28 protein-coding genes are annotated in these 24,967 nt (G+C 38.7%); 23 read left to right on the top strand and 5 right to left on the bottom strand.

Features of this window, described 5'->3' with window-relative positions:
* Window positions 1-18: 18 nt before the first annotated feature.
* The 4 genes from H8S07_RS04570 to H8S07_RS14890 all read left to right on the top strand — a co-directional run bounded on the left by H8S07_RS04570 (window position 19) and on the right by H8S07_RS14890 (window position 7,187).
* Window positions 19-5,379 (top strand): DUF3849 domain-containing protein, encoded by a 5,361-nt coding sequence (locus tag H8S07_RS04570; RefSeq protein WP_186855531.1) that lies wholly within the window; start codon window positions 19-21, stop codon window positions 5,377-5,379.
* Window positions 5,376-5,627 (top strand): transposon-transfer assisting family protein, encoded by a 252-nt coding sequence (locus tag H8S07_RS04565; RefSeq protein WP_186855530.1) that lies wholly within the window; start codon window positions 5,376-5,378, stop codon window positions 5,625-5,627. Before H8S07_RS04570 ends, H8S07_RS04565 begins: the two co-directional genes overlap by 4 nt.
* Window positions 5,624-6,544, top strand: a complete 921-nt coding sequence (locus H8S07_RS04560; RefSeq protein ID WP_186855529.1) for a YodL domain-containing protein — start codon at window positions 5,624-5,626, stop codon at window positions 6,542-6,544. The genes H8S07_RS04565 and H8S07_RS04560 overlap by 4 nt, the downstream gene beginning before the upstream one ends.
* Window positions 6,545-6,695: 151 nt before the next feature.
* Window positions 6,696-7,187: an Abi family protein gene (locus H8S07_RS14890; protein ID WP_186855528.1), complete on the top strand. Its 492-nt coding sequence runs from the start codon at window positions 6,696-6,698 to the stop codon at window positions 7,185-7,187.
* Here H8S07_RS14890 and H8S07_RS14885 read toward each other — a convergent pair.
* Entirely contained in the window at window positions 7,078-7,305 is a 228-nt protein-coding gene (locus H8S07_RS14885; RefSeq protein WP_243175966.1) for an Abi family protein, read from the bottom strand. The genes H8S07_RS14890 and H8S07_RS14885 overlap by 110 nt on opposite strands.
* Here H8S07_RS14885 and H8S07_RS14880 point away from each other — a divergent pair.
* Entirely contained in the window at window positions 7,239-7,610 is a 372-nt protein-coding gene (locus H8S07_RS14880) for an Abi family protein (protein ID WP_186855527.1), read from the top strand. The two genes, H8S07_RS14885 and H8S07_RS14880, sit on opposite strands and share 67 nt — an antisense overlap.
* A 49-nt stretch (window positions 7,611-7,659) precedes the next feature.
* Here H8S07_RS14880 and H8S07_RS04540 read toward each other — a convergent pair whose 3' ends face one another.
* Window positions 7,660-9,192, bottom strand: a complete 1,533-nt coding sequence (locus H8S07_RS04540) for a relaxase/mobilization nuclease domain-containing protein (RefSeq protein WP_207722390.1) — start codon at window positions 9,190-9,192, stop codon at window positions 7,660-7,662.
* Window positions 9,193-9,295: 103 nt separating this feature from the next.
* Window positions 9,296-9,673 (bottom strand): plasmid mobilization protein, encoded by a 378-nt coding sequence (locus H8S07_RS04535; RefSeq protein ID WP_015540969.1) that lies wholly within the window; start codon window positions 9,671-9,673, stop codon window positions 9,296-9,298.
* Between the two features lie 314 nt (window positions 9,674-9,987).
* On the opposite strand from H8S07_RS04535, the gene H8S07_RS04530 reads away from it, so the two are divergent.
* From H8S07_RS04530 to H8S07_RS04465, 14 genes are all read left to right on the top strand, one after another.
* Window positions 9,988-10,650: a response regulator transcription factor gene (locus H8S07_RS04530; RefSeq protein ID WP_186855525.1), complete on the top strand. Its 663-nt coding sequence runs from the start codon at window positions 9,988-9,990 to the stop codon at window positions 10,648-10,650.
* A gap of 24 nt (window positions 10,651-10,674) precedes the next feature.
* A complete protein-coding gene (locus tag H8S07_RS04525) occupies window positions 10,675-11,628 on the top strand; it encodes a sensor histidine kinase (RefSeq protein WP_186855524.1) in 954 nt (317 codons plus the stop codon).
* 91 nt (window positions 11,629-11,719) lie between these two features.
* Complete coding sequence (locus tag H8S07_RS04520) at window positions 11,720-12,388, top strand: ABC transporter ATP-binding protein (protein ID WP_186855523.1); 669 nt, start codon at window positions 11,720-11,722, stop codon at window positions 12,386-12,388.
* A gap of 167 nt (window positions 12,389-12,555) precedes the next feature.
* Entirely contained in the window at window positions 12,556-14,958 is a 2,403-nt protein-coding gene (locus tag H8S07_RS04515; protein ID WP_186855522.1) for an ABC transporter permease, read from the top strand.
* Between the two features lie 237 nt (window positions 14,959-15,195).
* Window positions 15,196-15,525: a hypothetical protein gene (locus H8S07_RS04510; protein ID WP_186855557.1), complete on the top strand. Its 330-nt coding sequence runs from the start codon at window positions 15,196-15,198 to the stop codon at window positions 15,523-15,525.
* A 271-nt stretch (window positions 15,526-15,796) separates the two neighbouring features.
* Window positions 15,797-16,267, top strand: a complete 471-nt coding sequence (locus H8S07_RS04505; RefSeq protein WP_330598512.1) for a winged helix-turn-helix domain-containing protein — start codon at window positions 15,797-15,799, stop codon at window positions 16,265-16,267.
* A 333-nt stretch (window positions 16,268-16,600) separates the two neighbouring features.
* Window positions 16,601-16,738: a DNA-binding protein gene (locus H8S07_RS04500; protein ID WP_186855521.1), complete on the top strand. Its 138-nt coding sequence runs from the start codon at window positions 16,601-16,603 to the stop codon at window positions 16,736-16,738.
* A gap of 43 nt (window positions 16,739-16,781) precedes the next feature.
* Window positions 16,782-17,474 (top strand): response regulator transcription factor, encoded by a 693-nt coding sequence (locus H8S07_RS04495; protein ID WP_110102441.1) that lies wholly within the window; start codon window positions 16,782-16,784, stop codon window positions 17,472-17,474.
* A 5-nt stretch (window positions 17,475-17,479) separates the two neighbouring features.
* Window positions 17,480-18,397, top strand: a complete 918-nt coding sequence (locus tag H8S07_RS04490) for a sensor histidine kinase (protein WP_117638879.1) — start codon at window positions 17,480-17,482, stop codon at window positions 18,395-18,397.
* 134 nt (window positions 18,398-18,531) lie between these two features.
* Entirely contained in the window at window positions 18,532-19,458 is a 927-nt protein-coding gene (locus H8S07_RS04485) for an ABC transporter ATP-binding protein (protein ID WP_005341684.1), read from the top strand.
* Window positions 19,451-20,236 carry an ABC transporter permease gene (locus H8S07_RS04480; protein WP_024738632.1) on the top strand — a complete coding sequence of 262 codons (786 nt, stop codon included), beginning with the start codon at window positions 19,451-19,453 and terminating at the stop codon, window positions 20,234-20,236. The genes H8S07_RS04485 and H8S07_RS04480 overlap by 8 nt, the downstream gene beginning before the upstream one ends.
* 2 nt (window positions 20,237-20,238) lie before the next feature.
* Window positions 20,239-21,018, top strand: a complete 780-nt coding sequence (locus tag H8S07_RS04475) for an ABC transporter permease (protein WP_186855520.1) — start codon at window positions 20,239-20,241, stop codon at window positions 21,016-21,018.
* Window positions 21,019-21,025: 7 nt separating this feature from the next.
* Complete coding sequence (locus H8S07_RS04470) at window positions 21,026-21,487, top strand: membrane lipoprotein lipid attachment site-containing protein (protein ID WP_186855519.1); 462 nt, start codon at window positions 21,026-21,028, stop codon at window positions 21,485-21,487.
* Window positions 21,488-21,590: 103 nt separating this feature from the next.
* The gene (locus H8S07_RS04465; RefSeq protein WP_186855518.1) at window positions 21,591-22,013 is read left to right on the top strand and encodes a winged helix-turn-helix domain-containing protein; all 423 of its coding nucleotides are present in this window, start codon (window positions 21,591-21,593) and stop codon (window positions 22,011-22,013) included.
* A 19-nt stretch (window positions 22,014-22,032) separates the two neighbouring features.
* Here the strand turns inward: H8S07_RS04465 and H8S07_RS04460 are convergent, their stop codons facing one another.
* Complete coding sequence (locus H8S07_RS04460) at window positions 22,033-22,290, bottom strand: helix-turn-helix domain-containing protein (protein ID WP_186855517.1); 258 nt, start codon at window positions 22,288-22,290, stop codon at window positions 22,033-22,035.
* Window positions 22,291-22,461: 171 nt separating this feature from the next.
* Here H8S07_RS04460 and H8S07_RS04455 point away from each other — a divergent pair, with 171 nt between their 5' ends.
* Window positions 22,462-22,797, top strand: a complete 336-nt coding sequence (locus H8S07_RS04455; RefSeq protein WP_186855516.1) for a hypothetical protein — start codon at window positions 22,462-22,464, stop codon at window positions 22,795-22,797.
* A gap of 94 nt (window positions 22,798-22,891) precedes the next feature.
* On the opposite strand, the gene H8S07_RS04450 is transcribed toward H8S07_RS04455, so the two are convergent.
* Complete coding sequence (locus H8S07_RS04450) at window positions 22,892-23,242, bottom strand: helix-turn-helix domain-containing protein (protein ID WP_171029199.1); 351 nt, start codon at window positions 23,240-23,242, stop codon at window positions 22,892-22,894.
* A 524-nt stretch (window positions 23,243-23,766) separates the two neighbouring features.
* On the opposite strand from H8S07_RS04450, the gene H8S07_RS04445 reads away from it, so the two are divergent.
* From H8S07_RS04445 to H8S07_RS14400, 3 genes are all read left to right on the top strand, one after another.
* Window positions 23,767-24,207, top strand: coding sequence for a sigma factor-like helix-turn-helix DNA-binding protein (locus tag H8S07_RS04445; protein WP_002594762.1), 441 nt, complete (start codon window positions 23,767-23,769; stop codon window positions 24,205-24,207).
* The gene (locus tag H8S07_RS04440) at window positions 24,191-24,427 is read left to right on the top strand and encodes a helix-turn-helix domain-containing protein (RefSeq protein WP_038292684.1); all 237 of its coding nucleotides are present in this window, start codon (window positions 24,191-24,193) and stop codon (window positions 24,425-24,427) included. Before H8S07_RS04445 ends, H8S07_RS04440 begins: the two co-directional genes overlap by 17 nt.
* Window positions 24,428-24,811: 384 nt before the next feature.
* Window positions 24,812-24,961, top strand: coding sequence for an SHOCT domain-containing protein (locus tag H8S07_RS14400; protein WP_004613393.1), 150 nt, complete (start codon window positions 24,812-24,814; stop codon window positions 24,959-24,961).
* Window positions 24,962-24,967: the final 6 nt, after the last annotated feature.

Below are 24,967 nucleotides of genomic sequence, written 5' to 3'. Positions count from 1 at the left end.
AAAATGGAGGGTTTGTTTATGGCAAATAATATAGAAAAACAGTTAAAAGAAATATCGGAACGGCTGGAGCAGGGAGTAAAGGAAATCTTTACATCGGAGCGATATACCGAATATCTGAATACCATGTCAAAGTTCCATAATTACAGCTTTAATAACACGCTGCTGCTCACCATGCAGAAACCGGAAGCAACACTGGTGGCAGGGTATCAGGCATGGCAGAAGAAGTTTAACCGCCATGTAAAACGTGGAGAGAAAGGAATCCAGATCATTGCACCAGCACCGATCCGGGAGAAACAGGAGATTGAAAAGATCGACCCGGTAACAAAAGAGCCTGTGATCGGGGATGATGGACAGCCGGAAACAGAGATTGTGGAGATGGTGATACCGAGATTCCGCATAACGACAGTGTTTGATGTTAGCCAGACAGAGGGAGAACCGATCGCAGAACTGGAGGTGCCGGAGCTTACCGGAAGTGTACAGTTTTATGATACGTTCATGCAGGCATTGCAGAATATTTCTCCTGTACCGATCCGCATGATGAATGTGGAAGGGGAAGCAAAAGGCTATTATCACCAGACAGAAAAATATATTGCGATAAAGGAAGATATGAGTAATGTCCAGACGATGAAAACCGGAGTCCATGAAGTGAGCCACGCATTGCTGCATGACCGGGAAGTAATGGATGCGGAAGGCGTCTTAAAAGACCAGACAACAAAGGAAGTGGAAGCAGAAAGTATCGCTTACATAGTCTGCAACCATTTTGGTCTGGATACTTCAGAATATTCGTTTACCTATATCGCCAGCTGGTGCGAGAGCAGGGATATGAAGGCGTTGAAAGCATCTATGGATACCATCCGAAAAACATCGGCAGAGATCATTGAGAATATCGAGGCACAGATGTACGAGTTGGAAATGGAAAGACCAATCCGGGATACCTTCCATAAGGAAGATTTGATTCTGCATCTTTCGGGCAGCATGGGTTCCGAGTTTACTTATGATCTGATCGAAAATATGAGCAGGGAACAGTTAGAACAGAATGTGGAAGAATACGTCAGCCTTCTGGAAAGTGGTGAGATAGAGGAGAATGAGAAACCTCTGGAAAGTTTTCTGGAAGAAAAAGGTGCTGCCGTCACACCACTGTATGACAGCAGTGGGCACGGAGAGAACTATCCGATTGATTTTTATGATGTGGAGTATGATGCTGACATAGGAGTTATTTCTTTTTCTGATCTTTCTCCGAAAGAGCAGGCAGAGATGATCGTGCAAAAAGCAGAGTTCCCAAGAAATATTTTTTCAGAAGAAGAAAAGGCATTTGTAAATGAATATGCGGAAACTTTCCCCGGACAGGTGGAAAGACTGAATGACCTGGTATGGGACATGAGGGAATCTTACGATGAAGCTGGTTCAAAGCTGGTGTATGAAGTGATTCAGGCAGCAAGGGCAAACTTCCCAGCCAAGGAACCAGAGATTGCAGAAGAAACAGCCATGCAGTATGCTCACCGTCTGATTGAAACGGCAGAAGCTGCCAATACGGGAAACTTCACAGATTCCCAGAGAAATCTTATTGTGAATTTTGCATATAAGATGGATGACAAAGACGAAGTGCTTGGACTGGTGAACCGTATGATGACTGCAATCCGCAGACCGGGAAGTGAATATACGAGAAGCCTTATGAATGAAACACAGGCACAGATTGACAATTTCCCAGATGGCATGATTGGTTTTATGGAAATGCACGAAGCAGGAATCCGACTGGAACACATGTATCCTCTTGAAAAAAACAGGGCAGTAGAATTGTATCGTGAGGGTGCGGAAGTTTTTCTCTTACATGGAAATCCAGACAATCCAGAGCAGGCAGGACAGATTCTTGCAGAAACAGAAAATGCAATCCTGGGACATGACGGTATTTTTGGTATCACGGAAGCAGAATGGGAAGTACATAAAGAAAGAGAAGCAACTGCCGCCAGACAGGAAAAACTGGAACAGGACAGTGCGGAAAAGATTGATGAGACACTTCTTCTGCATGGAGAAAGCAGAAGGTTTGCCATTTATCAGATGGATAGTGGAGATGAGCATACTTATCAGTTTATGGGAATAGAATCCGCAAAGAGTCTGGGCTATACCATTGATGGAAAGGATTACCGGATGGTTTATGCAGCACCATGGATGCCAACGATCACGTTAGACAATATATTTGAACGCTTTAACATTGACCGACCGGAAGATTTCCGTGGTCATTCCTTATCGGTAAGTGATGTGATCGTGATAAACAGGGGTGCAGAGATTACAGCCTATTATGTAGATTCTTTTGGATTTCAGGAACTTCCGGAGTTTGTCCAGCAGAGAATGAACATGCTGGAACATAATTCCGTCAGGGCATATCCGCCAGTTTATAAAGGAACATTGGAACAGGCAATGAGAGAACGGGATGTGGATGCTTATCTGGATTCCAGAAAGTTAAACCTGGACTGTAAGAAAGCCATCGAAGAAGCCATCCGGGAGAATTTTGACGGGCTACACTTAAAGCAGGATGCGGCAAAAGAAGTCGTGGAACGCTTCGGAGAAGAACGTATGACGTTTGTTATGGCAAATACCATCCGTGAACTTTCTTATGACGGCAGATTTTCCAGACAGAACAAAGACTGGGCGGAGCATATCGAAGTCCCGGAAAATATCAGCCGGGGCAGAAATCTGAACCTGGATTATGTGATCGAAAGCCACCCGGCAGTTTTAGATGGGTTTATCGACAGGGCAAGAGCTGAGATCCGGATGCAGAGGATAGAACAGGCGATAGGAGAAAACAAAGTGACAATCACGACAGAGACAAGAGGATATGAAGCAGAAGGACATAACGGGACATGGCATACGGTTGATGAAAAGGAATATGCGGGGGAGAAGTTCTTCTTAATGGAACATGATGAATTTGGCTCCGATGTGGCAGGCATTATCGTAGCAGAAAATGGACAGCTTGTAGCGGAGGACTTATGGAATGGGTTTGATGCAGGAGCGTTAGAAGCTGTATCAGAATATTTGCAGGAAAATGGAACAACACTTTATGACTTGACGGAATTCCCGAAAGATTCTGTTATAACCCTGCGGAGTGGACAGTTACTTACAATCGAAGAAATACAGGCAGTACAGAAAGATACCTGGGAAGAAACAATGGCAGGAAAAAATGAATCTGGAACGAATGTACGGTTTAATTTCCATGCAGTCAGTGAGGTGCAGCTGCCGGAAGGCATAAAGTTAAAAATGCCAGAAATCCATTACATTGATAATTTTTATGTGATGGAAGATGTAAATGCAGAGGGTGTAGTAAAAGTAAAACGGTATGAATCACTGGATGAAGCGATGCAGGAATATTTACGTCTGCCAAATCATCAGAAAAAAGTGCTTGGTATCCAGAATACGGAAACGATGCAGGAAAGCATGGATTTTATCCGATGTGAAAACGGGATAGATCGGCTGACCCATGCGTATGAACAGATCGGAGGGTGGCTGAATCCAGAAATATATGAAGCGGTAAATAAAATGGAAAACATGCTGGACTGGAATGAGGTACAGATCGCATATCAGATCGGAAAACAATACTTTACAATCCAGACCGCAGAAGATGGCTATGACTATACATTTTACAATGAAGATTATCAGGAGGATGATGGAGGAATCTATGACAATCCGACAATCTATGTAGATGAAGCTGCCAGTGATATTTTAGAAGATAAAGGGTACTCTCTGGAAGATGCAAAAGTAGTGGATTATGAAGAACTGATGGCAGATGTGGAAGAAGTTCAGGAAGAACAGATGCAGCGGATACAATTAGAAAAGAACTACCCGGCAAGTATTTTTGAAGGATTTCGCAGGGAAGAAGCAATGCAAACCTATGAAGGAATTGCAATGCAGTTTACCAGGAGTAAAGGGTATCTGACCATACAGGCAACAGAAGAAGGATATGCGTTTATTTTTTATGACTCTGACCTGCATGAAATCCAGGGTGGTGATTACGATAATCCAGACGCATCCATTCAGGAAGCCGCTTATGAAATTCTTAAAAGTGAGAGAATGGATGACATGGAATGTGTCAAAGTGGATTATAAAGAATTTGAAGAAATGACGATCCAGCACTCTAAAGATTTATTGCAGGAAGGGGAACTTCGTGCGACTTCTGAGATTGGAAGAAATGAACTGGCATTAAATAGCCTGAGCAGGGCAGAAGTTGAAAGAGGGGTTCTGTATCATGCACAGTCAGTATTAGAAGATATGGGAATGGAACAGGAGGTAGAGCTGCTTGCTGCAAGAGTGTATGGTTCCAGAAGCAGACAAGACCTTTACCGGGAAGATTCTGACCTTGATGTAGTGCTTTCTTATCGTGGCAATATCTGTGAAGACAGTTTCTTCAATGAATTAAATGCTCATGGTATAGCAATGGCAGGTATTAAGGTGGACATCAATCCTATCGCAGAAGAAAGAATCACTCTGGCAGAATATATGAAGGAAGCAGATGTTTACCTTGATCAGCAGGAGATTAAAAAGCTGGCGGTGGATTTAGATAATTTCAGCTATGAATATGACACTTACGAATATAAGGATACCGTTGAGAACAGGGAAGAACAGGTGGAGAAAATCACAGAGGACATTCTGAATAAGAAAACAGGGTGTTTAAAGGACTGGCTCGTTGAAGTATCGGAAGAGTCTGATATAGACAGTGATGTGATAACTGCCCGTTCTTTACTTTCCCGTCTGGAGGACGCAGAGAGATTTTCTATCTTTGACAAACAGCCAGAGCAGGAACAGCCAGAAGCCACGATCAGTTTTTATGTCGCAGAGTGCATGGAGTTTCCGGTCATGGGAGAGTACCATAACAACCTTACTTTAGAAGAAGCCATTAAAATATATGAGAGTATCCCAGCAGAGAGACTGCATGGGATTAAAGGAATCGGATTTGATCTGCAAGATGGTGATGAAGATTATTCCGGAGAATATGAGTTGATGAGTGCAGACCGGATACGGCGTGATCTGATAGATATGATTCCACACTATAAAGAAAGCCCTCTGGTGCAGAAAGCAATCACAGACATGGAAAAGTATCTGGATGAAAAGCATGGAAGGGTGCAGGAAACGGAACATGCGGCAGAAACAGCAATAGGAAGTGAACAGAAACCTTCTGCGGTTGCGGCAGACAGAAGGTCAGAGCAGGAACCGGTATCTGTAAGTCAGAGTCAGCCACAAAAGGTAGAACTTGTAAGCAGAGCAAAAGGTGAAGTGAAGAAATCTGTGCTGCAGTCTTTAAAAGATTTTCAGGCAAGGGCAAAAGCACAGGAGCAAAACAAGGCAACGGAGAAATCCAAGGCACATAAGAAGGGAGAGGTGGAATTATGATGGATCTGGCAATGAACTTTGACGCAGATGAATGTTTAGTAACGGCAATGTTTGATAAAGGAAACCGAAATGACACGATGGAGGCAATCGACCATATCATTCCTTTTCTGAAAGGCGATGCAGATATGATTGGGCTTGTCTGCAATACCATAAGAAAACTGTTCTGTATGAGTGATGAAGGTTATGAAGTTTTTCTTATGGATCTGGAAGAATATAAAATGAAACTGAAAGAGGAGGAAGAAGAATGAGTACAAGTCAGTGTGCAGTATATCAGGTAAAAGATACCCCTGAGTACCGGGATGTCCGTTTCCGTTCTTACGAGAAACTGAAAAGCGAAGGAAAAACAGTCCAGATAGAAAACTATCATCAGGTGTATATTGGAAGAATCCAGCCGGGGGAAACTCCGGCTGACATTAAAACACGCTTGCAGAAGCAGCGACCGAAAAACTTCAAAGGTCATTCCATCGGTTGCAGCGATGTGATTGTCATTACCGATGATGGAAAAACCACAGCTTACTATGTAAATAAAGATGGTTTTATCATCATTCCGGAATTTCTCACAATCAAAAGTTCTTCCGATACCAGACTTTCCATTGATACGACCGGATATGAAATCGAAGGAAAGAAAGGAACATGGCTTGCACAGGATTATATTCTGATGAACGAAAAGAAATGGTTTCTGATGGAACATGAGGAGTATGGGACAAGAGCAGCCTATGTGATTCTCAGTGAAGAAGGTGCCGTAGTTATGAATGACTGTTACAATGGTTTTGATGAAGAAGTCAGACGGAACATTCAGAACTTCATGCAGCAACAGGTAGAGCAGGCACAGGAACAGAAGAAACAACAGGAAATGCAGGCACAAGCCCAGACCGGACAGACACAATCCGGAGAAACACAAAAGAAGAAACCAGAGCTGGCAAACTGGCAGAAGGTTATGGATAATGGAGAATACCTTCGCAGTGCAGAGATGACAGAAGAAGCCAACTATAATATGATTGACGGACTGATGAACAACACTCCAAAGAAAAAGGATAAGAACGCTCCACGGAGATCGGTACTGAAACGACTTCATAATCATCAGAAGAAGATAGCCAGTCAAGGCAAAGGACAGCCACAGCAACAGAAGGCAATGGAAGAAGAGATGGAAAGAAAGAAGAAGTAAAAAAATTTTGCCGGAATTTTTGATGATAAAATAAAAAAAATGGTTGATTTTTTCTCTCAAATATCATATCATAATATTAACAGGACTCCCCGCACCTCTCACGCAAGTGATGTGTCCCATGGGGAGACATTTTATTTTTGGAGAAATAATGGTGAATACAAGTGAAACTAAAAATGAAAAGTTGAAAAATAATGAAGCAACTGTACAGGTAATGAAAAAACCGAAAACCTTTGCTCAACAAGTTGAAATTATTAAAGAAAAGGGTTTTATTATAGATAATGATACAGAATGTATCGGATTTTTAAAACAGGCGAATTATTATAGATTATCTGCTTATTTCCTTCCGTTTAGGAAAAAGGATGGGACGTATTTTTCAAATATAAACTTTCACAGAATTCAAAGAATCTATGAATTTGACAGTAGATTGCGTGGTGTATTGTTTAATTATATAGAAAAAGTTGAATTATACTTAAGAACGCAATTAGCTTATTACAGTGGACATGTTCATGGGGCTTTAGGATATATGGATGGGGTTATTTACAATGATAGGCACAATCATGAAAAGTTCGTGAAACTGTTAAATGTATGTATAGAGGAAAATAAAAGTAAGACAGCATTCCCATTGAAAAAAATTCAACAATAACCCATATAGGAAAATTTCCACCATACTTTTCTTTATGATGCTGAACTACTGATGTACTTTTATGCAGATTTACAGTCTGGTGACCAGAAATATTTAGCAAAAGAATTATATGGTACATCAGTGGCCTGTTTAAAAAGCTGGTTACGCTGTATCACGGATTTGAGAAACCGCTGCGCACATTATTCAAGGCTGTATTATTGGTCATTTCCCGCATTACCCAAAATGCCAAGGGAATTAGAAACATCACCAAACAGAAAATTGTTTTCACAAATACTTGTATTAAAATTATTATATCCAGACAAAAAAGAATGGCTCAACAAAGTCTTGATAGAATTAAAAGCTATTGTAGAAGAATATGAGAATGATATATCATTGAGACATATAGGGTTTCCAGAAGATTGGTATGAGCAGTTAGAAAAATAGAGATATATTATAAGGGACAGAGAAGTAATCTGTCCCTTTTTAATATGAACTATAAATTTGGCTCTTTTCTATCCTGTAGTTGCTGCTCACGATTTTTCCCAAGAATCATATCAATATTCGCAGACACAGTGCGAAGTTCCCGTTCATAATCCCGGTGATTAGAAAAATCTTCACGCTGTCTATCCCTCAATTCAACAAGCCGGTCCTTTTCGGCATAGAGAGATTTCATGGAAGGCAATTTATGCCCGCTAGATTTTTCTTTGAGTGTTCGGAGGGCTGTGTTATATAGGGAAAGTTCTGTCCGGTGTTCGTCATAAAATTTGTCCTTATTGCGGCTCCTACGATAATCGGCGTACACATTTTTATATGCCAGATATTGTCCGGTAAAATGAATCTGCTCATTTACATCTTTAAGTTGCTGTTCAGTATCTTTTAAAGATTTTCTGGAAGCACTGGTCTGGTCTGATGCCTGATTGAGTGTTGCATGGAAATCATCAAGAGAATCATAGCCATGTTCCTGTATGTAGGCAACAGTCTGAGCCATCTGCTTCAATTTGGTGAGCTTTACTTTTTGAGCATAGGCTTCGCTCTGCTGTGCTTTAATACAGGTTTGCAGATCTATGACAAGTCGGAGATCTGATTTTATGAAAATGAATGGTGCTGGTATAGCAGAAGTATCGGAGAAAGGAACAGTTGGTAAATCTGTGGAAGTATTTGGAGCCTGCTGTTCCAGAATTCCTTTTTTCGGTTCTCTATGGGATTTCGTATTTTCCTCAAATGCTTTCAAGAGAAAATCTTCTGTGTATCTGGTCCCAAGAGTTCTTCCAGTGATATATTTTTTTCTGCCAGGGTGAAGGTAGCTGTACCGGTTTCGACTGATCTTGAAGATGATGTGATATTTTTCATCAAGGATTTTTGAAAATTCTTCTGGTGATCGGGCGATACTTGCAGCATCATCAATAGCGTCACGGAGAAATTGTTTCTCTGTCTGGTAACGAGTTTCTTTCGGTGTGATTCCATCTTCTTTCATTTTCTGATTTAGCTTATCTAATTTTTCTTGTCCCCGGCGTTGTGCCCAGTATTCTTTTTCGGTGATTTTTCTTTCAGCAGGAGTGAGCAGATTAACTTGGTGCAGCCCTTCTTTTTTGCACATATCCATGACTTCCTGTTTTAGATGGGCAAGATAGGCAGCACTTAGATGATGCTTATAACCGGCTTTTGCTTCACAGTCAAATTCCATATAGGGTTCTTGTGGTATATCATATTTACGGAGACTGTTAATTACGATATGCACATGGATGTTTCCACTTTTGTTATGACCGTCGGTATGAGTACAGACTAAAGCCTGATGACCGGGAAAGTTTTTCTTTGCAAAAGTCAATCCGAGTTGCTGGGCACGTTCACCGGTCAATCCACATTCATCCCTGTCTTTTGGGTCGAAGCTGATGATATAGTGATGGGATTTTATTTCATTGAAGTTTTTGTTCTTGTGATAGTAGCTGTTCAGTTCCTGACATTCAGATGCAAAAGAGAATGGATCACAGTTCAGACCGTCCAGATAATATTCTTCTCTCAGTATCATATGCCCTTCTTCATCAAGAATCGGTTTTGGTGTATACTCGTTGTGCTGGAAGATAAGATACCGTTCCGATTCTCCATAGTCAGAGTTTTTGTTTGCGATATGTTTAATTACTGCCACGAAAATCACCTGCCATTTTCATCACTTTATATTTCATTTCATAAATATCCCGGAGAGACTTTCGGATTTCATTTCTCATTTCAGAAGAGAGGATTCCACCCTGATTAAAATATCGAGCAATCTGATTTAGGTTGCTGCCAATTTTACCAAACTCGCTAATAAGTTTTTTTATTTCGGGAACATCTGCGGTAATTTCGTATTTGATGATGACTTTCTGGTTGACCAAGGCATTTCGGATAAAATCAGAAACCGTCATGCTGTTAGCCTTGGCTCTTTCTGCAAGAAGATCATATTCAGTTTCATTCATGCGTAAATGCACATCTTTAGTTTTTGCAAGAGTTTCCTCTTTCTTAGGTCTTGTCATTGATAACTTCCTTTCTTCGTGGTAGTGGTTTCATAAGAAAATCCAAATTTTGCGGCCTGCTGGGAAAGTAAGTGATGAAAAATTATCGCACTGTGACCATGTAAATGGAAACTAATACACATATCTGTGATTGTGGTCGAGGGTATGGGGAAACGAAATCCCCATCAAGTTGCAAGTGGTCAATAGCCCGGAAAGGGTTATTGTGCTACGTTGCGAAACTTGCTTTGATTTATGCATTTAGCCTTTGATTGAGAAGAGCGTAAAATTATGATAAAATATTAGAGATGTAATACAGATGGGAGTTACAAGAATATATGAAAAAAATACTTATTGTTGAAGATGATAATAAATTGAATGATGGGATCAAGTTAGCGTTAAGGAATGAGTTCTTTTGTTTGCAGGCTTTTTCACTTCAGTCAGCTTCAGACATATATAAAGAGCAGTCAATAGATCTAATTATATTGGATATAAATATGCCGGATGGAAATGGTATAGATTTTATGATAGAAATTCGTAAAACAGAAACTATTCCAATTATACTTCTTACAGCAAATAAGATGGAAATGGATATAGTTTCTGGCTTGGAATTGGGAGCAAATGATTATATTACAAAACCTTTTAGTCTGATGGTTTTACGAGCCAGAGTTAATGTACAATTAAGAAATGAGAAGATTTCAGAAGATGTGTATAAGAATGGTGATTTTTGCTTCGACTTTGGAAAAATGGAGTTTACAAAGGGAAACACTGTTTTAGAATTGAGTAAAACAGAACAAAAATTGCTCCGGTGTTTCATTGAGAATAAGGGTAAGAATCTAAGCCGTAGTCAGTTGATTGATTATATTTGGCAAGGAGATACGGAATATGTCGAAGAACACGCTCTTACAGTCGTAGTAAACCGTTTGCGGAACAAACTTGGAAATGATTCGGAATGTATTAAGACTGTATATGGAGTTGGATACACTTGGGCGAGAATTTAATCTTTTAGGACGAGCGGAGAAGTTATGAATAAGAAAATATGGATTGTTGCTCTGATGGTTTTGCTTATATTTTCAGTTGGTATTTGCTTGACCATAGTAATTTATTTTATGAAGCGTGAGAAGAGAGTTGCTGAAAAAATTCAAAGTATGTTAGATGATGCAATCTCTGGAAAATTTCAGGAGAAACATTTGAATGAATCCAGAATATCTCAAATTGAAAATAATATGTGGCGTTATCTTTGTGACCATGAAGTGGCCGTCAGTGCTTTAAAGAAAGAACAAGAGCAAATACAGGTACATATATCAGATATTTCTCATCAGTCGGTTCTACCAATTTCTAATATTGTGTTGTATTCACAACTTTTGGAAGAATGGATAGATATGCAGACTCTTGAGGAAAAGCAGGAAATTAAAAATGAATTAGCTGCAATCAGGGAACAAGCAGAAAAATTGGATTTTTTGATTGAATCGTTAGTAAAATTATCCCGGTTAGAGACAGGAATCATCCATATAAATATCAAAAAGCAGCCCCTGCAATACATATTTGATGCGATAAAAATTCAGTTTCAGGCAATCGCATCTAGGAAAGAGATACATTTTGAAGTGCCTGATACGGATGAAACAGCAGCGTTTGATATAAAGTGGGCAATTGAAGCAATAGCAAATGTTGTAGACAATGCAATCAAGTATACTCCTTATGGAGGAGATGTTATAATCCGTGTTATAGCATATAATTCCTTTGTCAGGGTGGATGTTACAGATACTGGAATCGGAATATCAGAAACAGAGCAGGCGAATGTATTTTCAAGATTTTACCGTTCTAAAATGGTAGGCGATAGATCCGGTGTTGGGATTGGGTTATATTTAGCAAGAGAGATTATGAAAGCACAAAATGGATATATTAAAGTCGCATCAGAAGTGGGGAAGGGAAGTACATTTTCAGTTTTTTTTATGAAAAAAGAAATATCTCAAAAGTGAGAGATTGTGGAGACTGGTTTGTGAGAATAGTATGGTATAGTCTGTATGTAGAAAGATACAGACTATTTTTTATGGGAAAGGATGGACGACAGTGGAAATCTTGAAAGTAAAAGATTTGAGAAAAGTATATGGTATTGGCGAGACACAAGTGAATGCGCTTGATGGGATTAATCTGACTGTGCAAAGAGGAGAGTTTGTGGCAATTGTCGGTTCATCGGGAAGTGGAAAAACGACATTCTTAAATATGGTTGGGGGACTGGATGTTCCTACCAGTGGGAAAATTATTGTTGATCAGAAAAAAATACAAGAGTTATCCGATGATGAGCTGACTGTTTTTCGACGTAGGAAAATAGGATTTATATTCCAGCAATACAATTTAATCCAGATGCTTAATATTTGGGAAAATATTATACTTCCATTGAAACTGGATGGTAGAAAAGTTGATGAAGAGTATATATTAGAAATTACACAGATCCTTGGCATTAGGGAGAAGTTAAATTTCATTCCTAGCAAATTATCCGGTGGGCAGCAGCAAAGAGTAGCAATTGCAAGAGCATTGGCTACGAAACCGGCCATAGTGCTTGCAGATGAACCGACAGGAAATCTTGATTCGAAAACCAGCCAGGATGTAATGGGCTTATTGAAAGTTACAAGTAGTAGATTTAACCAGACGATTATTATGATTACTCATAATGAAGAAATTGCACAGCTTGCTGACCGAATTCTGAGAATTGAGGATGGAAAAATCGTAACAAGGTAGGTGGAAAAATAATGAACAGCGAAAAAGAAATTAGGCTACATAGATATTTTATAAGAAATTGTAAGAAAAATACGCTGACCATTTTTTTTAGTTTTACATTAACTTTTGTTTTATTGACAGTCATGCTGGTTTTGCTACACACAAATCGTAAAATAGAGAATATACAGTTGAAAACAGAGTTTACCCCATCTGATTGTTATGTGGATGATTTGTCAGAATGGCAGATAAATCTGCTTCGGAATGATCCTCAAATTAAGTGGATTGCACTGCAACAGGGAATGCATGATCTTTATGGACGTAATGGGCAAAGGGTGTTATTGACAAAAAATGATGATACGGCAATTACGATGATGACAAAGATTACGGATGGCAGGCTGCCTGAAAAAACAGGGGAAATTGTCGCTGAGAGATGGGTACTGTTAAATCTGGGTATCGAACCAGTTATCAATCAGGAAGTCAATGTAATCAACGAGGAAACGGGGAAAGAAAAAAAGTTTAAGCTGGTGGGAATTTTATCGGATTCATATGGAAACAAAAAATATGGTCTGTTAGACTTATATACGGTCATGGAGAATAACAGTACAGATACCTACCTAGCTTATTTACGGTTTCAGGACTCTGTGAATTATGAAAGCCAAGTAAAAACTCTGCAAAAGAAGCTGGGAGTTTCAAGGGAGCAAATCAAAGAGTGTCCTGCAAGAGAGAAGCTGGGTGAGCTTCATTTGATTGATGTGGGAATCATTAGTGTTCTTCTGGTGATTTGCATGGTGGCATTTTACGGTATATATCGCATTGCTGTGTTATCAAGAGTACAACAGTATGGAATATTAAGAGCAATCGGTATGAAAAGAAAACAGCTCTATAAAATGATATTGTTGGAATTGTATGATATTTATTGTGTAAGTGTACCCATTGGAATACTGGGCGGACTTGGTGTAGCCTGGTTGGTTTTGTTCGTATCCGGTGACAGAAGCACAGAGGTTTATCTTTGTAATGAAACAGTGAAGTTCAGAATGATAATACCAGCCTGGCAGATTATTGAATGTGTCGTTGTTATCTTTCTTTTTATCAGTGTGCTTGGGTATTTACTTGGAAAAAAGGTTACACAGTATTCTGTCATAGATACAATAGTAGGGAAAGAAACAGAGGCGGGAAAACGTCTTTTCTATATACAGAATGCTCACGGCAAAATGGGTACATTGTTTCGGATGAGTTGCAAATATATCATGAAAGACTTAAAAACAAGTGGTTTTGTGATATTAACCATCTGTTTAGGAATAACGTTATTTACGGGACTTGCTTATAAAGCAAAAATTTTGAAATTGTACCGTGAAGATACTAGGGAAATGTATTACCTGAATGGTGAGTATGCTTTGACAATGCTGTATTTTGATGATGTAAGAGCCGGGATATCCAGACAAAACGTAGAAAAAATAGAGAATCTTGAAGGGATAAAGGCTGTTAAGACAAGTTCAGGACTTCCAATTCGTGTGATTGATGAAGACGGTATAGAAAGGAATGACACATATTATAATGAACGTAATGAAGCACTGGAGGAATTGTATGGTTATGGAAAAAGTGGCTATGATGGGAAAAATCAGATTTATAAATCTATGTTAATGGGATATAATTCAGCTGCATTAAAAGCACTTCAGGAATATGTGATTGAAGGTAGTTTTAATCCGGATGATATAGGAGAAGATGAAGTAATCTTGTCTGTTCTTCGGATAGATGATACAAAAAATAATGAGATGCCGGGATTTTACAAAGAGGGAATACCTTTAATGGAGTATCATGTAGGTGATGAGATTTCAATAAAATACAGGAAAGATTTGAAAACTAATTCCAATGAATATGAAACACTTGAAGATTATGATGCAGAATATATTTATAAAACTTATAGGGTGAAAGCTATTGTATCGTTTCCTTATATGTTTGACTGTAATAAAATACAGTATCCGTTATTGATTACCGCTGACCAGTATGTACAAAAAATCGCTCCAGAAAGCGGAATTCAATGCATGTACTGTGATGGGGATACGGATACAGATTTATCCCAACAGGATTTTTTAGAGCAACAGTTGATTCGGATTGGCAGTGAAAATTCTGATATATCAACACGCAGCTTGATTACGGAAAAGAAACAAAATGAAATGTTCTATCGTAAACAGATGGTGTATATTTATGGGATTTCTATTATCGTGTTTATATTGGTAATGATCAACATAATCAATAATTTCAGATATCGTATGCAAAAAAGGACCAGAGAGATCTGTATGCTACGTGCAATAGGAATGAGTGTGGCAATGATAAAGAGAGTGATGCTGTTTGAAAATCTGATATTAGGATTGGTGGCTGTTTTAACAGCATTTGTATTTTCACATCCAGTATTGAAATATTTGTATGAAGTGTCAGATATGCGGGCATTCGGGCATGAGTTTCGTTTTGCTTATACAGAATTTTTAGTTGTGGCAATGGGAACAGTGGTGATATGCATATTCCTTTCGTTTGGAATACTTAAATCATGGAAGATAAAGCAGATTATAGAAATAATGGGAAGTTTCGAATAAATTTTGAAGAATTCATATGTGTTGAAAGTCAGGTGATAAATCACGACATGATAGAAGTACATGATTAGGATTTGCGGTAGTTAAGACGCTTGTTGAAATTCTTTGGCAAGTATTGCTGCAAAAGTTCAACCTAATAGACTTAGTATTATTCTTGAATTATGAAGTGTTGAAGGCGCATCAATATAAATATTAATTACAGATGCCGAAAAGAGGTGGTTATTTGGGAGAGTTTTAATTTTGACAGTTAACGATAATGAAGAAGATATGTTAGAACGCATTTTATTATATTTAGATGACGAAACGAAAATTGTACAGTATGGGGCGACTTATAATGGAAATATTTGCTTTAATGGACTTTGTGTAGATGACCCGAAGCGAATTGTGGTTCGTGAAGGTAAAGAGATTGAATTAACCTATGCAGTAAACCATTGTATTTCGTTGAAATTGCCGTGGCTGTTCCTCATAGCGCTTGTTGCTGTTATGGGAGGTATTTATCTGATTTTTGTAGCATATGCCAAAGTTGAATTAAAGAAAGCGGAAATTTTGCCTGCCATACGGGAAGAATAGCAGTAAATCAGCGGAGTAATTAATAAATGCTGCTTCGCTGATTTTCAACTTTATCCGATTTCTTTAAAATATACGAGATTTGTAACAATTCAGCCTGATTTTCTGTCGGAAGCAAAGTTACATCGGATATTTATGTAACATTTGAATTGTATTATACCCCTCAGAAAGAAGAATAGTTTGTTATCAAAGTGCCGGACGATGATAAAAGAAAAAAGCCGTTGCACAGCAGTCTATCAACTTACTACAATAAAGAGTTGTTAAGTGGTGTAGTGTGTTTACAATCATAGAAAGTATAAAGGAAGGTGGTGCTTTTGGGAAGTTGCTGATTTTGTCCTTGGAAGATAACGAAGAACATATTATCAACAATATTTTATCATGTTTGAATGAGGAAACAGAAGTCTTACGACAGCAGATTGTCAATAAACGAAAACTGATATTTGATGGACTTCGCATTGATGAACATAAGCGGATTGTGGTTCGGGAAGATAATGAGATTGAGTTGACTTATACAGAATTTGAAATCTTATTGCTATTAGCACAAAATGCCGGAATAGTGTTCAGTAAAGAGCAGATTTACGATTGTGTCTGGAAAGAACCATATTTTGGCGATTATAATATTGTTATGAGTCATATCCGTAACCTACGTGAGAAAATAGAAGATAATCCAAGTAAACCAATGTACATACAGACAGTGTGGGGAGTTGGGTATCGCTTTAATAAAAATTTAAGCAGTGGTTTGTGAAAATATTCCAGATCACTGCTTATTTTTCCTTTTTAACACCCAAGAGATATTCACAAGATACATGAAAAAATTTAACTAATGATACAGACGGCGTGAAAAGTCAAGCTATTCTAGCGGAAAATTGAAGAAAATCAGAAGAATGCCAGGAAGACTTTCCTATGGAAATTTAATCGTACAGACGTTAGGAAAGTGTGGGAAATTTCGTCTGTGTCATGACATAGGAAGTGTTTGCTAGGTATCCTTTCATGCACTCCCGAAGGATGTGCCAATGTAGAAGGCATATGATTGTATTATTCGAAAGAACGAATTATAATAATATTCGGAGGAATGGATATGGATTATATGATATTAAAAGAAGCTAGTGCAAAATGGGGAGTAACACCTCGTTGGATAAATTATTTTTGCTCTGGTGGACGTATTCCAGGACCTGTAAAGATGGGAATGGTTTGGCTGATATCAAAATCAGTATAAAAACCTGTGGATGGTCGGACAAAACAAGGGAGAGAATTGTACCATGAATAGAATTTTGATTATAGATGATGACAGAGAACTGTGTGCCTTAATTAAGCGCAGCGTACAAACGGAAAATATAGCAGCCGATTTTTGTAATACCGGAAAAGAGGGCTTGCAGAAATTAAAAGAGCAGGAATATCAGCTTGTAATACTGGATGTGATGATGCCCGGTATGGATGGGTTTGAAACACTGGAAGAAATCCGCAAAGAGCATAGTTTGCCAATTTTAATGTTCACATCCAAAAATGACAGCATTTCTAAGGTGCGGGGGTTACGGGCGGGAGCGGACGATTATCTGACAAAGCCGTTTGATATGGATGAGCTGATTGCCCGTATTGTGTCCCTCATTCGCCGTTACACTCGCTTTAATCAGCAAGCCGGAACGATGCAAAAGCTGAATTTTGATGGATTACAAATTGACCTTGAAAATCGTTCCGTTACTACGGGAAACGGCACTTTTGAACTTCCACCAAAGGAATTTGATTTGCTGCTCTATTGTGTAAAAAATCAAGGAAGGATTTTAACAAAGCAGCAGATTTATGAAGAAGTATGGGGTGAAGAATATTTCTATGATGACAGTAACATTATGGCGATTATCAGTCGGCTTCGTAAAAAATTAGAAGTCAACCCCTCCAGTCCAAAGTACATCCAAACTGTCAAAGGGATCGGTTATCGCTTTAACAAGGAGGTGTAGTCAGCATGGAAATCATCGTATTCTTGTCCATTGTGATTGCTGTTGTGGCTGTATTGACTTCCATCGTTCTCGTTCGGCGTATAAAAAAACAAATAGCAGAAATGACCGATGCATTGGTTGATGTGAAAAATGGAAATGGCAATCGGCGTATTTTGTCTGCAACAAATGAACTAACAGCCCCTCTTGCATATGAAATCAATGAGATCGTTGTGGCTTATGAAAGCAGGCTTTCTGCTGTGCGACAGACGGAAGAAACCAACCGCCAGCTTATGACGAGCCTTTCTCACGATGTTCGGACGCCTCTTACCACTCTGATCGGGTATCTTGATGCTGCACACAAAGGTATTGTCACGGGAAAAGACCGGGATGATTATATTGAAACTGCTCGCCGGAAAGCCCACGATCTGAAAGAATATATTGATGTGCTTTTTGACTGGTTCAAGTTAAATTCCAACGAGTTTGCTTTGGAAATTCAGAGCATTGAGGCCGCAGAGTTTACAAGGAATATCCTGATTGACTGGATACCGATTTTTGAGGATAAACAGGTTGATTATGACATTGATATTTCCGAACAGCCTGTCCGGGTAAGATTGGATATAGACAGCTATATGAGAATCATCAATAATCTCATTCAAAATGTCATCGCTCATAGCCATGCGGACAAAATTAAAATCTCCCTATCGAAGAAGGAAAACAGCATGGAGCTGCTGCTGGCGGATAATGGAGTGGGAATTGAGAAAGAAGATTTGAAACACATATTTGAACGGCTTTATAAGTGTGATAAAGGACGCTCTGAAAAAGGCAGCGGACTTGGTCTTTCTATTGTCCATCAGCTTGTAGAAAAGATGGGTGGAAGTATAACAGTTGAAAGTTTGCCGGGAAAAGGAACTGAATTTATGTTGCTTTTTCCTTTGGAGAGTTAAGCGGGTTCCCGTCTTTATGGCGGGAGCCTTTGTCATTTTACTGGATTTCAAATTGCAAGGTTAATGCAAGGTTGCGGCAAGGTTAATGCAAGGTTGGCATGATAGAATACCTTACAGAACAGGAGGTTTTGAATATGGATACAAATTATATCATTGAAACAAAAAATCTGACAAAGCAATACGGCTCACAAAAGAGTGTGGCTGACTTAAATATCCATGTGAAGCGTGGGAGAATTTATGGTCTGTTGGGTAGAAACGGAGCCGGAAAAACCACAACTATGAAAATGCTGTTGGGTTTAACGAAGCCTACTTCCGGTGAGGTCAAAATCTGGGGAAAGTCTTTGCAAGGAAATGAAAAGAAGTTGCTGCCCCGCATTGGCAGTTTGATTGAGTCCCCTGGTTTTTATCCCAATCTGACCGGTACGGAGAACCTGCGTATCTTTGCTACCCTGCGTGGAGTACCAAACAATCATGCCATCAAAGACGCTCTGGATTTGGTCGGGCTACCTTACAAGGATAAAAAGCTGTTTTCGCAATACTCTCTTGGCATGAAGCAGCGGTTGGCGATTGCCCTTGCAGTCATGCACGATCCGGAGCTTTTGATTTTGGATGAGCCGATCAACGGTCTCGATCCCATCGGTATTGCAGAAGTGCGATCCTTTATCCGTGAGCTTTGCGACACAAGAGGAAAAACCATTCTAATCTCCAGTCACATTCTTTCGGAGATTTCCTTGCTGGCTGACGATATTGGAATTATTGACCACGGTGCATTGCTGGAAGAAGAAAGCCTTGCTGAGTTGGAGCAAAAAAGCAGTAAACATATCCGGTTTACGCTCTCTGATACTGCACAGGCGGCAAGAATTTTGGAACGCAATTTCCATGAAACCCATTTTTCCATACAAGACGACCACAATCTGCGTCTACACAATATGGAGCTACCCGTGGGGAAAATTGTAACTGCTTTTGTAGAAAACGGATTGGAGGTATCAGAAGCACATACCTGTGAAGAAAGTCTTGAAGATTACTTCAAGCGTGTGACAGGGGGCGAAGGAATTGCTTAAACTAATCAAATGCGAATTTTTGAAATTGAAACGGAAGAAATTTATTCCGCTGATTATTTTGGCTGCGTTCCTGTTTCCAATCCCGCTGACTTATCTGATGACAACGCCCTCTATGATGGAGCGATATACGGATCGGGCAGATGCTTTCGATGGACTATTTAACATGGTGTTGGGATATGGTATCCAGTTTTTACTGCCCTGCATTATCGGAGTGATTGCCGCTATTCTGTTTTTTATGGAACGCGACAACGATACATTCAAAAATCTGCGTACAATTCCCGTAACCAGCACGCAAATGGTACTTGCAAAGATTATTGTCCTTTTTATCTTTGGAATTGTTTTTTGCGTGGCTTCTACTATTGCAACAATTCTTTGCGGAATTGGAACATTAGAAGTTTATGGAATTGGTTATAAGCTGTTTTTGGCGGTTGAAACGGGGATCTTCATTACGGCAGGAACACTCCCGTTGATTGTCCTTGTTGTCTTTTTCAGTAAGACCTATGTTTTTTCCATTTTGTTGTGTGTCTTTTACAGCGTTCTGAACATGAGTGCTACGGCATTGTTTGACACACTGCCTAAAACTATGTTATGGCTTCTGCCCACGCCACTGACTACATTTTGGAGTGCGGGAGATATGGCGGCTCATGGAATAAAAATGGACTTGGAGCAAATGACAGGGCTAATTCCCTCAACATTTCAAGTTGTATTCATTCTTGGGATTATGGCATTCGTTTCGTTCTTACTGATTGACAGATTATATAAGCAGAGGGGGGAATAAACATGGTTCGCATTGTAAAAACAGAATTTTATAAATTGAAAAGGTATCATATCCTTTGGGCGGGCGTTGCACTCATGCTCCTATCTGTCCTGCTGACGTTGTTTACATCTATGGCGAATGATGGTTCCGTTTGGGATTTCGCCTATCTTACAGAACAGGTCATCAAAAACAATATGTCCATGATTTTTCCGATGTGTATTAGCCTAATTGCTGGATATATGATTTCTCGTGAGCAGACGGATGACACATTGAAAAATATTCTGACTGTGCCGATCTCTTTTAAGAAACTGTTGACCGGAAAATTGATTGTGTGCGGCGTACTGTCTATTATTTTCGGGCTGATATGCAGTCTGTTTACAATCATAGCAGAAATGATTGTGGGATTTCCTGGCTTTGAGATTTCCTTAGCCCTAAAAGCAGCCTTGCAGATTACGGCGGTTAATTTCTTTTTATATCTTGCGGTTCTACCGATTATCGCTCTTACTTGTCGGAGGGCAGGTAGCTTTTTAGTCGGTGTAATCATTGCTTTTGTCTATGGATATGGAGGGATGTTTGCCGCAGGAAATATGACATTAGCAAACCTTTATCCGATTACCGCCAGTCTCGGAATGGTAGGCTACCGTAGCTATGATACCGCAGTCAACTGGAATATCGGAATCTGTTCTTGCAGTCTTGTGCTTGCTGTTGTTATTTCTGCCATCTTGATTTTGTGCATGAAAGAGCGAGAAGCGACCCAAACAAAGAAAAAGGCCAAAAAAGTAGCACCAAAGAAAGGCTGGTGATGATTTTATGAAGAAAATAGTTTTAGCATTAACATTCGTCCTTGTGGGAAGTTTTATGCTTGCTGGCTGTTCAAAAGATGAAATTCTCAATCATTACAATAACATTGTTCAGTCTGCGGGCTCCATAGAACTGACAGGGAAATCGTCACTGCAAGGGGAAAAAGAAAAAGGAATTGATGATTATACAGGGACTTATACGGCTGATTATGCGCACTTTTCAGGTACAGAGTATTTGTTCGGAGGAACTTCCATAAAGAGAGAAGCCGGTAAGGAGGTGTCCATTGATTGCACCTTGGAGATTACGGAAGGTACTGCAAAGGTATTTTGGATTTCTGGATCTGATGAAGCAGTCACTTTGATTGAAGCAACCGGAACTTATAGTGATACAATTACACTTCCTGATGGTGGAAATTATATCGGCATTGAATGTGAGAATTTCACTGGAAACACTGAATTAAATATTGAATAATCTTTAGCTGTGTGATGGTAAAAGAAAAATGTCACAGTACGGCAGATTTGTTTTAGTTAAAAGTTTATGCATAAAAAAATAAAGTAGGTGATTACATGGGAAAATGTTAATACTGACATTTGAAGATAGTGAGGAAGAAATCCTGAATCATATAATATCCTGTGTCAATACGGGAGCAAGAGCATTTCAAGTAATTGAAAATGCAAAAACAAATTTGAGTTTTAATGGATTAGAAATAGATAATATAAATCGTTCGGTAAGAAAGCAGAAACAGGAAATAGATTTGACATTTACAGAATTTGAAATCCTCTATCTGTTAGCCAACAATCTAGGTAGAGTGTTTAGCAAGGAGCAGATTTATGATATTGTCTGGAAGGAATCCTATTCCGGCGATTACAACATCGTCATGAGCCATATCCGTAATCTACGTGAGAAAATAGAAGATAACCCAAGTAAACCGATTTACATACAAACAGTATGGGGAGTTGGGTATCGCTTTAATAAAAATTTAAGCAGTGGTCTGTGAAAATAATCCAGATCACTGCTTATTTTTCGTTTTTGACACCCAAGAGGTATTCACAAGATACATGAAAAAATTCTGCAAGGGCAACTACTTCATAATCCGGTACAAAACGTGTTCCTTGTTCGATACGAAGTACAGTAAGATCACTGAATTCATATCCGGCAAGTTGCAGTTGTTCGGCTAATGCTTTTTGCGACATATGTTTTTCGATTCGTAGTGCTTTTACACGTTGTCCGATAAGGTTCTTGGAATTATTTTCCTTATTCCAGTAAATCTTCATTCAAACACCAACTTTCTAAAGATGAAGTGTTACATGATTGATTTTACGGAATATTATTGATAATATACTTCTAAAGATGAAGTATAAGAGAATAAAGTTGTTGAAAATAATGCAAGGACTGATAATACTGCCTGCAAAATGCAATACTTATATGGAAAGGTGGATACAAAAATGAACGAAGTATTTGAAACGGTGGCAGAGGTATTGGAGGAGCTTCGTAGCGAAGCAGGAGAGCGTGAGTATTCTGTTTGTACAAAAGAGGCGAAAAATGCAGCTAAAGAATTAAAAAAGGCAAATCAGGAATATGAGAAGTTGCTGGCAGAGATTTCAGGAGAACAGAGGGAGCTTTTGGAAAAATATATGGATATTGTGGATCATGCTCATTTTCAAGAAGAACAAAGAGCGTATTATCAGGGAATGATAGATGCGATACAGATATTTGAAGGATTGGGAATTTTGAAAAAAAGAAATAAAGTAAAAGAATTGCTTATGCATACTGAAAAATAGTTCAAACGGGGTGGATGGCTTACCGGGAAGCTGACCACCCTGTTTTTCTTCAGAATAATTCAGAAATAATCCAGAAAAAATCGAAATCTTTTTGCTATTCTGTCTCATGGGTTTTATATGTACGAAGATAGGCTTCCACAAGTGCAAGAATAGTGGTGATCTGATCGTCCGTACATTCTGAAAGATAAACCAGCAGCCTTTGGTAATCCAGATTATCGGTTGGAGCTGCCGGATAAAAAAACGGATCGGCAGAGATGTGTAAAGCACGAATGAGCTGTCCGAGTTTTTCAAGACTTGGAACATTGCCATGATTTTCAATCTCTTTAATATATCTTGATGAAACACCGGATTTTTCGGATAGCTCATCATAAGTCAGCTTTTGGTCTAATCTGGCTTTCTTCAGGCGAAAACCCATGTCTTTATCAATTTTCTTAGATTTAGCCATATCATACACCTCCATGTATAGTGTATATTTCACTTTAGAGAAAGAAAATGCACTAATGAATCACTATATTAGAGGGGTATCATGCACTTTCGGAAAAATAAGAAACTTTGGATATTGCATATAAAAAAACGCAATGTTCAAAGGTTTTTTTTCGTGTTTTTATCCTTTGAACATGTTTGGGAGAGCTATGTATTCTGAACTGTTGAAAGGATTTTTTTGTGCTAATCAAAGCCAATCCTGCGTAATGCGTGGAAAGGCAGATAAATAAGTTGCATTTTAAGCAATGTAAATAGTTATGCAGTTGAGAGTGCATTATACCCACTCGGAACGTGTGGGAAAAATTTAATATCAAATATAAACAACGTCCTATGGGTATTAGCCAGTAAGGGCGTTTTTTATATAAAAAAATATTTTTTAAAAACAGTGTCGGGTGTTCGACGCTGGCTATATATCCATTCGTGCTATGGAGTGAAAGGGAGATATTTCACTCTGCTTCAGGTGGTTACGGAAGGAGGTGATCTCTTATGAAGAAATCTTCTTCCGAACAGCAGTCAAGAATAAGGAAACAGTTTGACAGTTTCTGCAAAACCCTGTTGAAGAATGAAATGATAGATTATGAGAGAGAAAGAAATTATCGTTTAAAATATGAAATTTCTTTTTCGGAATTAACGCAGAAGGAACTACGACAACTGGAAATCATGGATGATTACATAGTTGAATCAGAAATGTTCCATGTCTTTGATTATGACATAGAAGTAAAAGATGAGTTGATTGGTGAAGCATTAAAGTCCTTGCCGGAAAAGAAGCGAAATGTAATTTTATTATCTTTTTTTCTGGATATGACAGATACAGAAATTGCAAAATATATGAATCTTGTAAGAAGTACCATTCATCATCATCGTACAAGTTCCCTTATAGCTTTAAAAAAGATTATGGAGGAGATCAGGACTGGAAAAAAGAAATAATACAAAGTTACTACCGTATCATATTATTGTGTCGGCAGCGTCCGGAGATGTGGAAGCAATTAACAGGATTTTGAAACATTATGAAGGTTATATTGCAGTGTTATCAACCAGAAAATTATATGATGAATACGGAAATTTACATTATTGTGTGGATGAAACATTGAGACGCAGACTTGAAACAAAATTGATTACTAAAATACTGAAATTTAAGATTGCATAATTTTTATCTGAACTACTCCCTTTCGTAAATTGATATGAAAAGAGCAATCATTGTACCTTGAAAACTTCATATTTATCCTGCAGGACGAATGAAACAGAGGAGCTATACAGTAGATACGCCAGGACTGTCTGCATTATTGCTTTGCGACATCGTGACGCAAAGTGGAAATGGTATCAAAATGATATGGAAGTAAAGGCATGAGCGATAAATATTTGACTGTAATCAGAAAGTGGGATTTTTGTGGCGAAGATACTGTTTTTGATAATGATACTTCCGGGAAAGTTGCCCGGTCTGAGAAGATGGTGAAATACCAATGAGGCTGTTACCCGACAGCTACTGCAGGATTTTTGAATAAAAGTAGATGAGAAAGAATAGAGAGGGAAAATGAATAGTGCAAAATTGTTGAGATACAGTATGCAGCTGTCAATGTTGAAACAATTACGCTCGTTAAAACTTATAAGTGAAGCAGAGTATCAGCTGGTAGAGAAAAAGTTAAAAAAAGATTATGGTGTTATTTCTAATATTACCGCTTGACTATCG

It is taken from the genome of Dorea hominis (assembly GCF_014287705.1).
In the GTDB taxonomy this organism is placed as follows: domain Bacteria; phylum Bacillota; class Clostridia; order Lachnospirales; family Lachnospiraceae; genus Dorea_D; species Dorea_D hominis.
The sequence above is the reverse complement of the archived record's forward strand: the minus strand, read 5'-3'. Positions and strand labels throughout refer to the sequence as shown.

Excerpts from the sequence above, each read along its gene's own strand:
- H8S07_RS04570 (WP_186855531.1), top strand. The coding sequence starts at position 19 with ATGGCAAATAATATAGAAAAACAGTTAAAAGAAATATCGGAACGGCTG.
- H8S07_RS04565 (WP_186855530.1), top strand. The coding sequence starts at position 5,376 with ATGATGGATCTGGCAATGAACTTTGACGCAGATGAATGTTTAGTAACG.
- H8S07_RS04560 (WP_186855529.1), top strand. The coding sequence starts at position 5,624 with ATGAGTACAAGTCAGTGTGCAGTATATCAGGTAAAAGATACCCCTGAG.
- H8S07_RS14880 (WP_186855527.1), top strand. The coding sequence starts at position 7,239 with ATGTACTTTTATGCAGATTTACAGTCTGGTGACCAGAAATATTTAGCA.
- H8S07_RS14885 (WP_243175966.1), bottom strand. The coding sequence starts at position 7,305 with ATGTACCATATAATTCTTTTGCTAAATATTTCTGGTCACCAGACTGTA.
- H8S07_RS04540 (WP_207722390.1), bottom strand. The coding sequence starts at position 9,192 with ATGATACTGAGAGAAGAATATTATCTGGACGGTCTGAACTGTGATCCA.
- H8S07_RS04535 (WP_015540969.1), bottom strand. The coding sequence starts at position 9,673 with ATGACAAGACCTAAGAAAGAGGAAACTCTTGCAAAAACTAAAGATGTG.
- H8S07_RS04530 (WP_186855525.1), top strand. The coding sequence starts at position 9,988 with ATGAAAAAAATACTTATTGTTGAAGATGATAATAAATTGAATGATGGG.
- H8S07_RS04525 (WP_186855524.1), top strand. The coding sequence starts at position 10,675 with ATGAATAAGAAAATATGGATTGTTGCTCTGATGGTTTTGCTTATATTT.
- H8S07_RS04500 (WP_186855521.1), top strand. The coding sequence starts at position 16,601 with ATGGATTATATGATATTAAAAGAAGCTAGTGCAAAATGGGGAGTAACA.
- H8S07_RS04495 (WP_110102441.1), top strand. The coding sequence starts at position 16,782 with ATGAATAGAATTTTGATTATAGATGATGACAGAGAACTGTGTGCCTTA.
- H8S07_RS04490 (WP_117638879.1), top strand. The coding sequence starts at position 17,480 with ATGGAAATCATCGTATTCTTGTCCATTGTGATTGCTGTTGTGGCTGTA.
- H8S07_RS04485 (WP_005341684.1), top strand. The coding sequence starts at position 18,532 with ATGGATACAAATTATATCATTGAAACAAAAAATCTGACAAAGCAATAC.
- H8S07_RS04475 (WP_186855520.1), top strand. The coding sequence starts at position 20,239 with ATGGTTCGCATTGTAAAAACAGAATTTTATAAATTGAAAAGGTATCAT.
- H8S07_RS04470 (WP_186855519.1), top strand. The coding sequence starts at position 21,026 with ATGAAGAAAATAGTTTTAGCATTAACATTCGTCCTTGTGGGAAGTTTT.
- H8S07_RS04465 (WP_186855518.1), top strand. The coding sequence starts at position 21,591 with ATGTTAATACTGACATTTGAAGATAGTGAGGAAGAAATCCTGAATCAT.
- H8S07_RS04460 (WP_186855517.1), bottom strand. The coding sequence starts at position 22,290 with ATGAAGATTTACTGGAATAAGGAAAATAATTCCAAGAACCTTATCGGA.
- H8S07_RS04455 (WP_186855516.1), top strand. The coding sequence starts at position 22,462 with ATGAACGAAGTATTTGAAACGGTGGCAGAGGTATTGGAGGAGCTTCGT.
- H8S07_RS04450 (WP_171029199.1), bottom strand. The coding sequence starts at position 23,242 with ATGGCTAAATCTAAGAAAATTGATAAAGACATGGGTTTTCGCCTGAAG.
- H8S07_RS04445 (WP_002594762.1), top strand. The coding sequence starts at position 23,767 with ATGAAGAAATCTTCTTCCGAACAGCAGTCAAGAATAAGGAAACAGTTT.
- H8S07_RS14400 (WP_004613393.1), top strand. The coding sequence starts at position 24,812 with ATGAATAGTGCAAAATTGTTGAGATACAGTATGCAGCTGTCAATGTTG.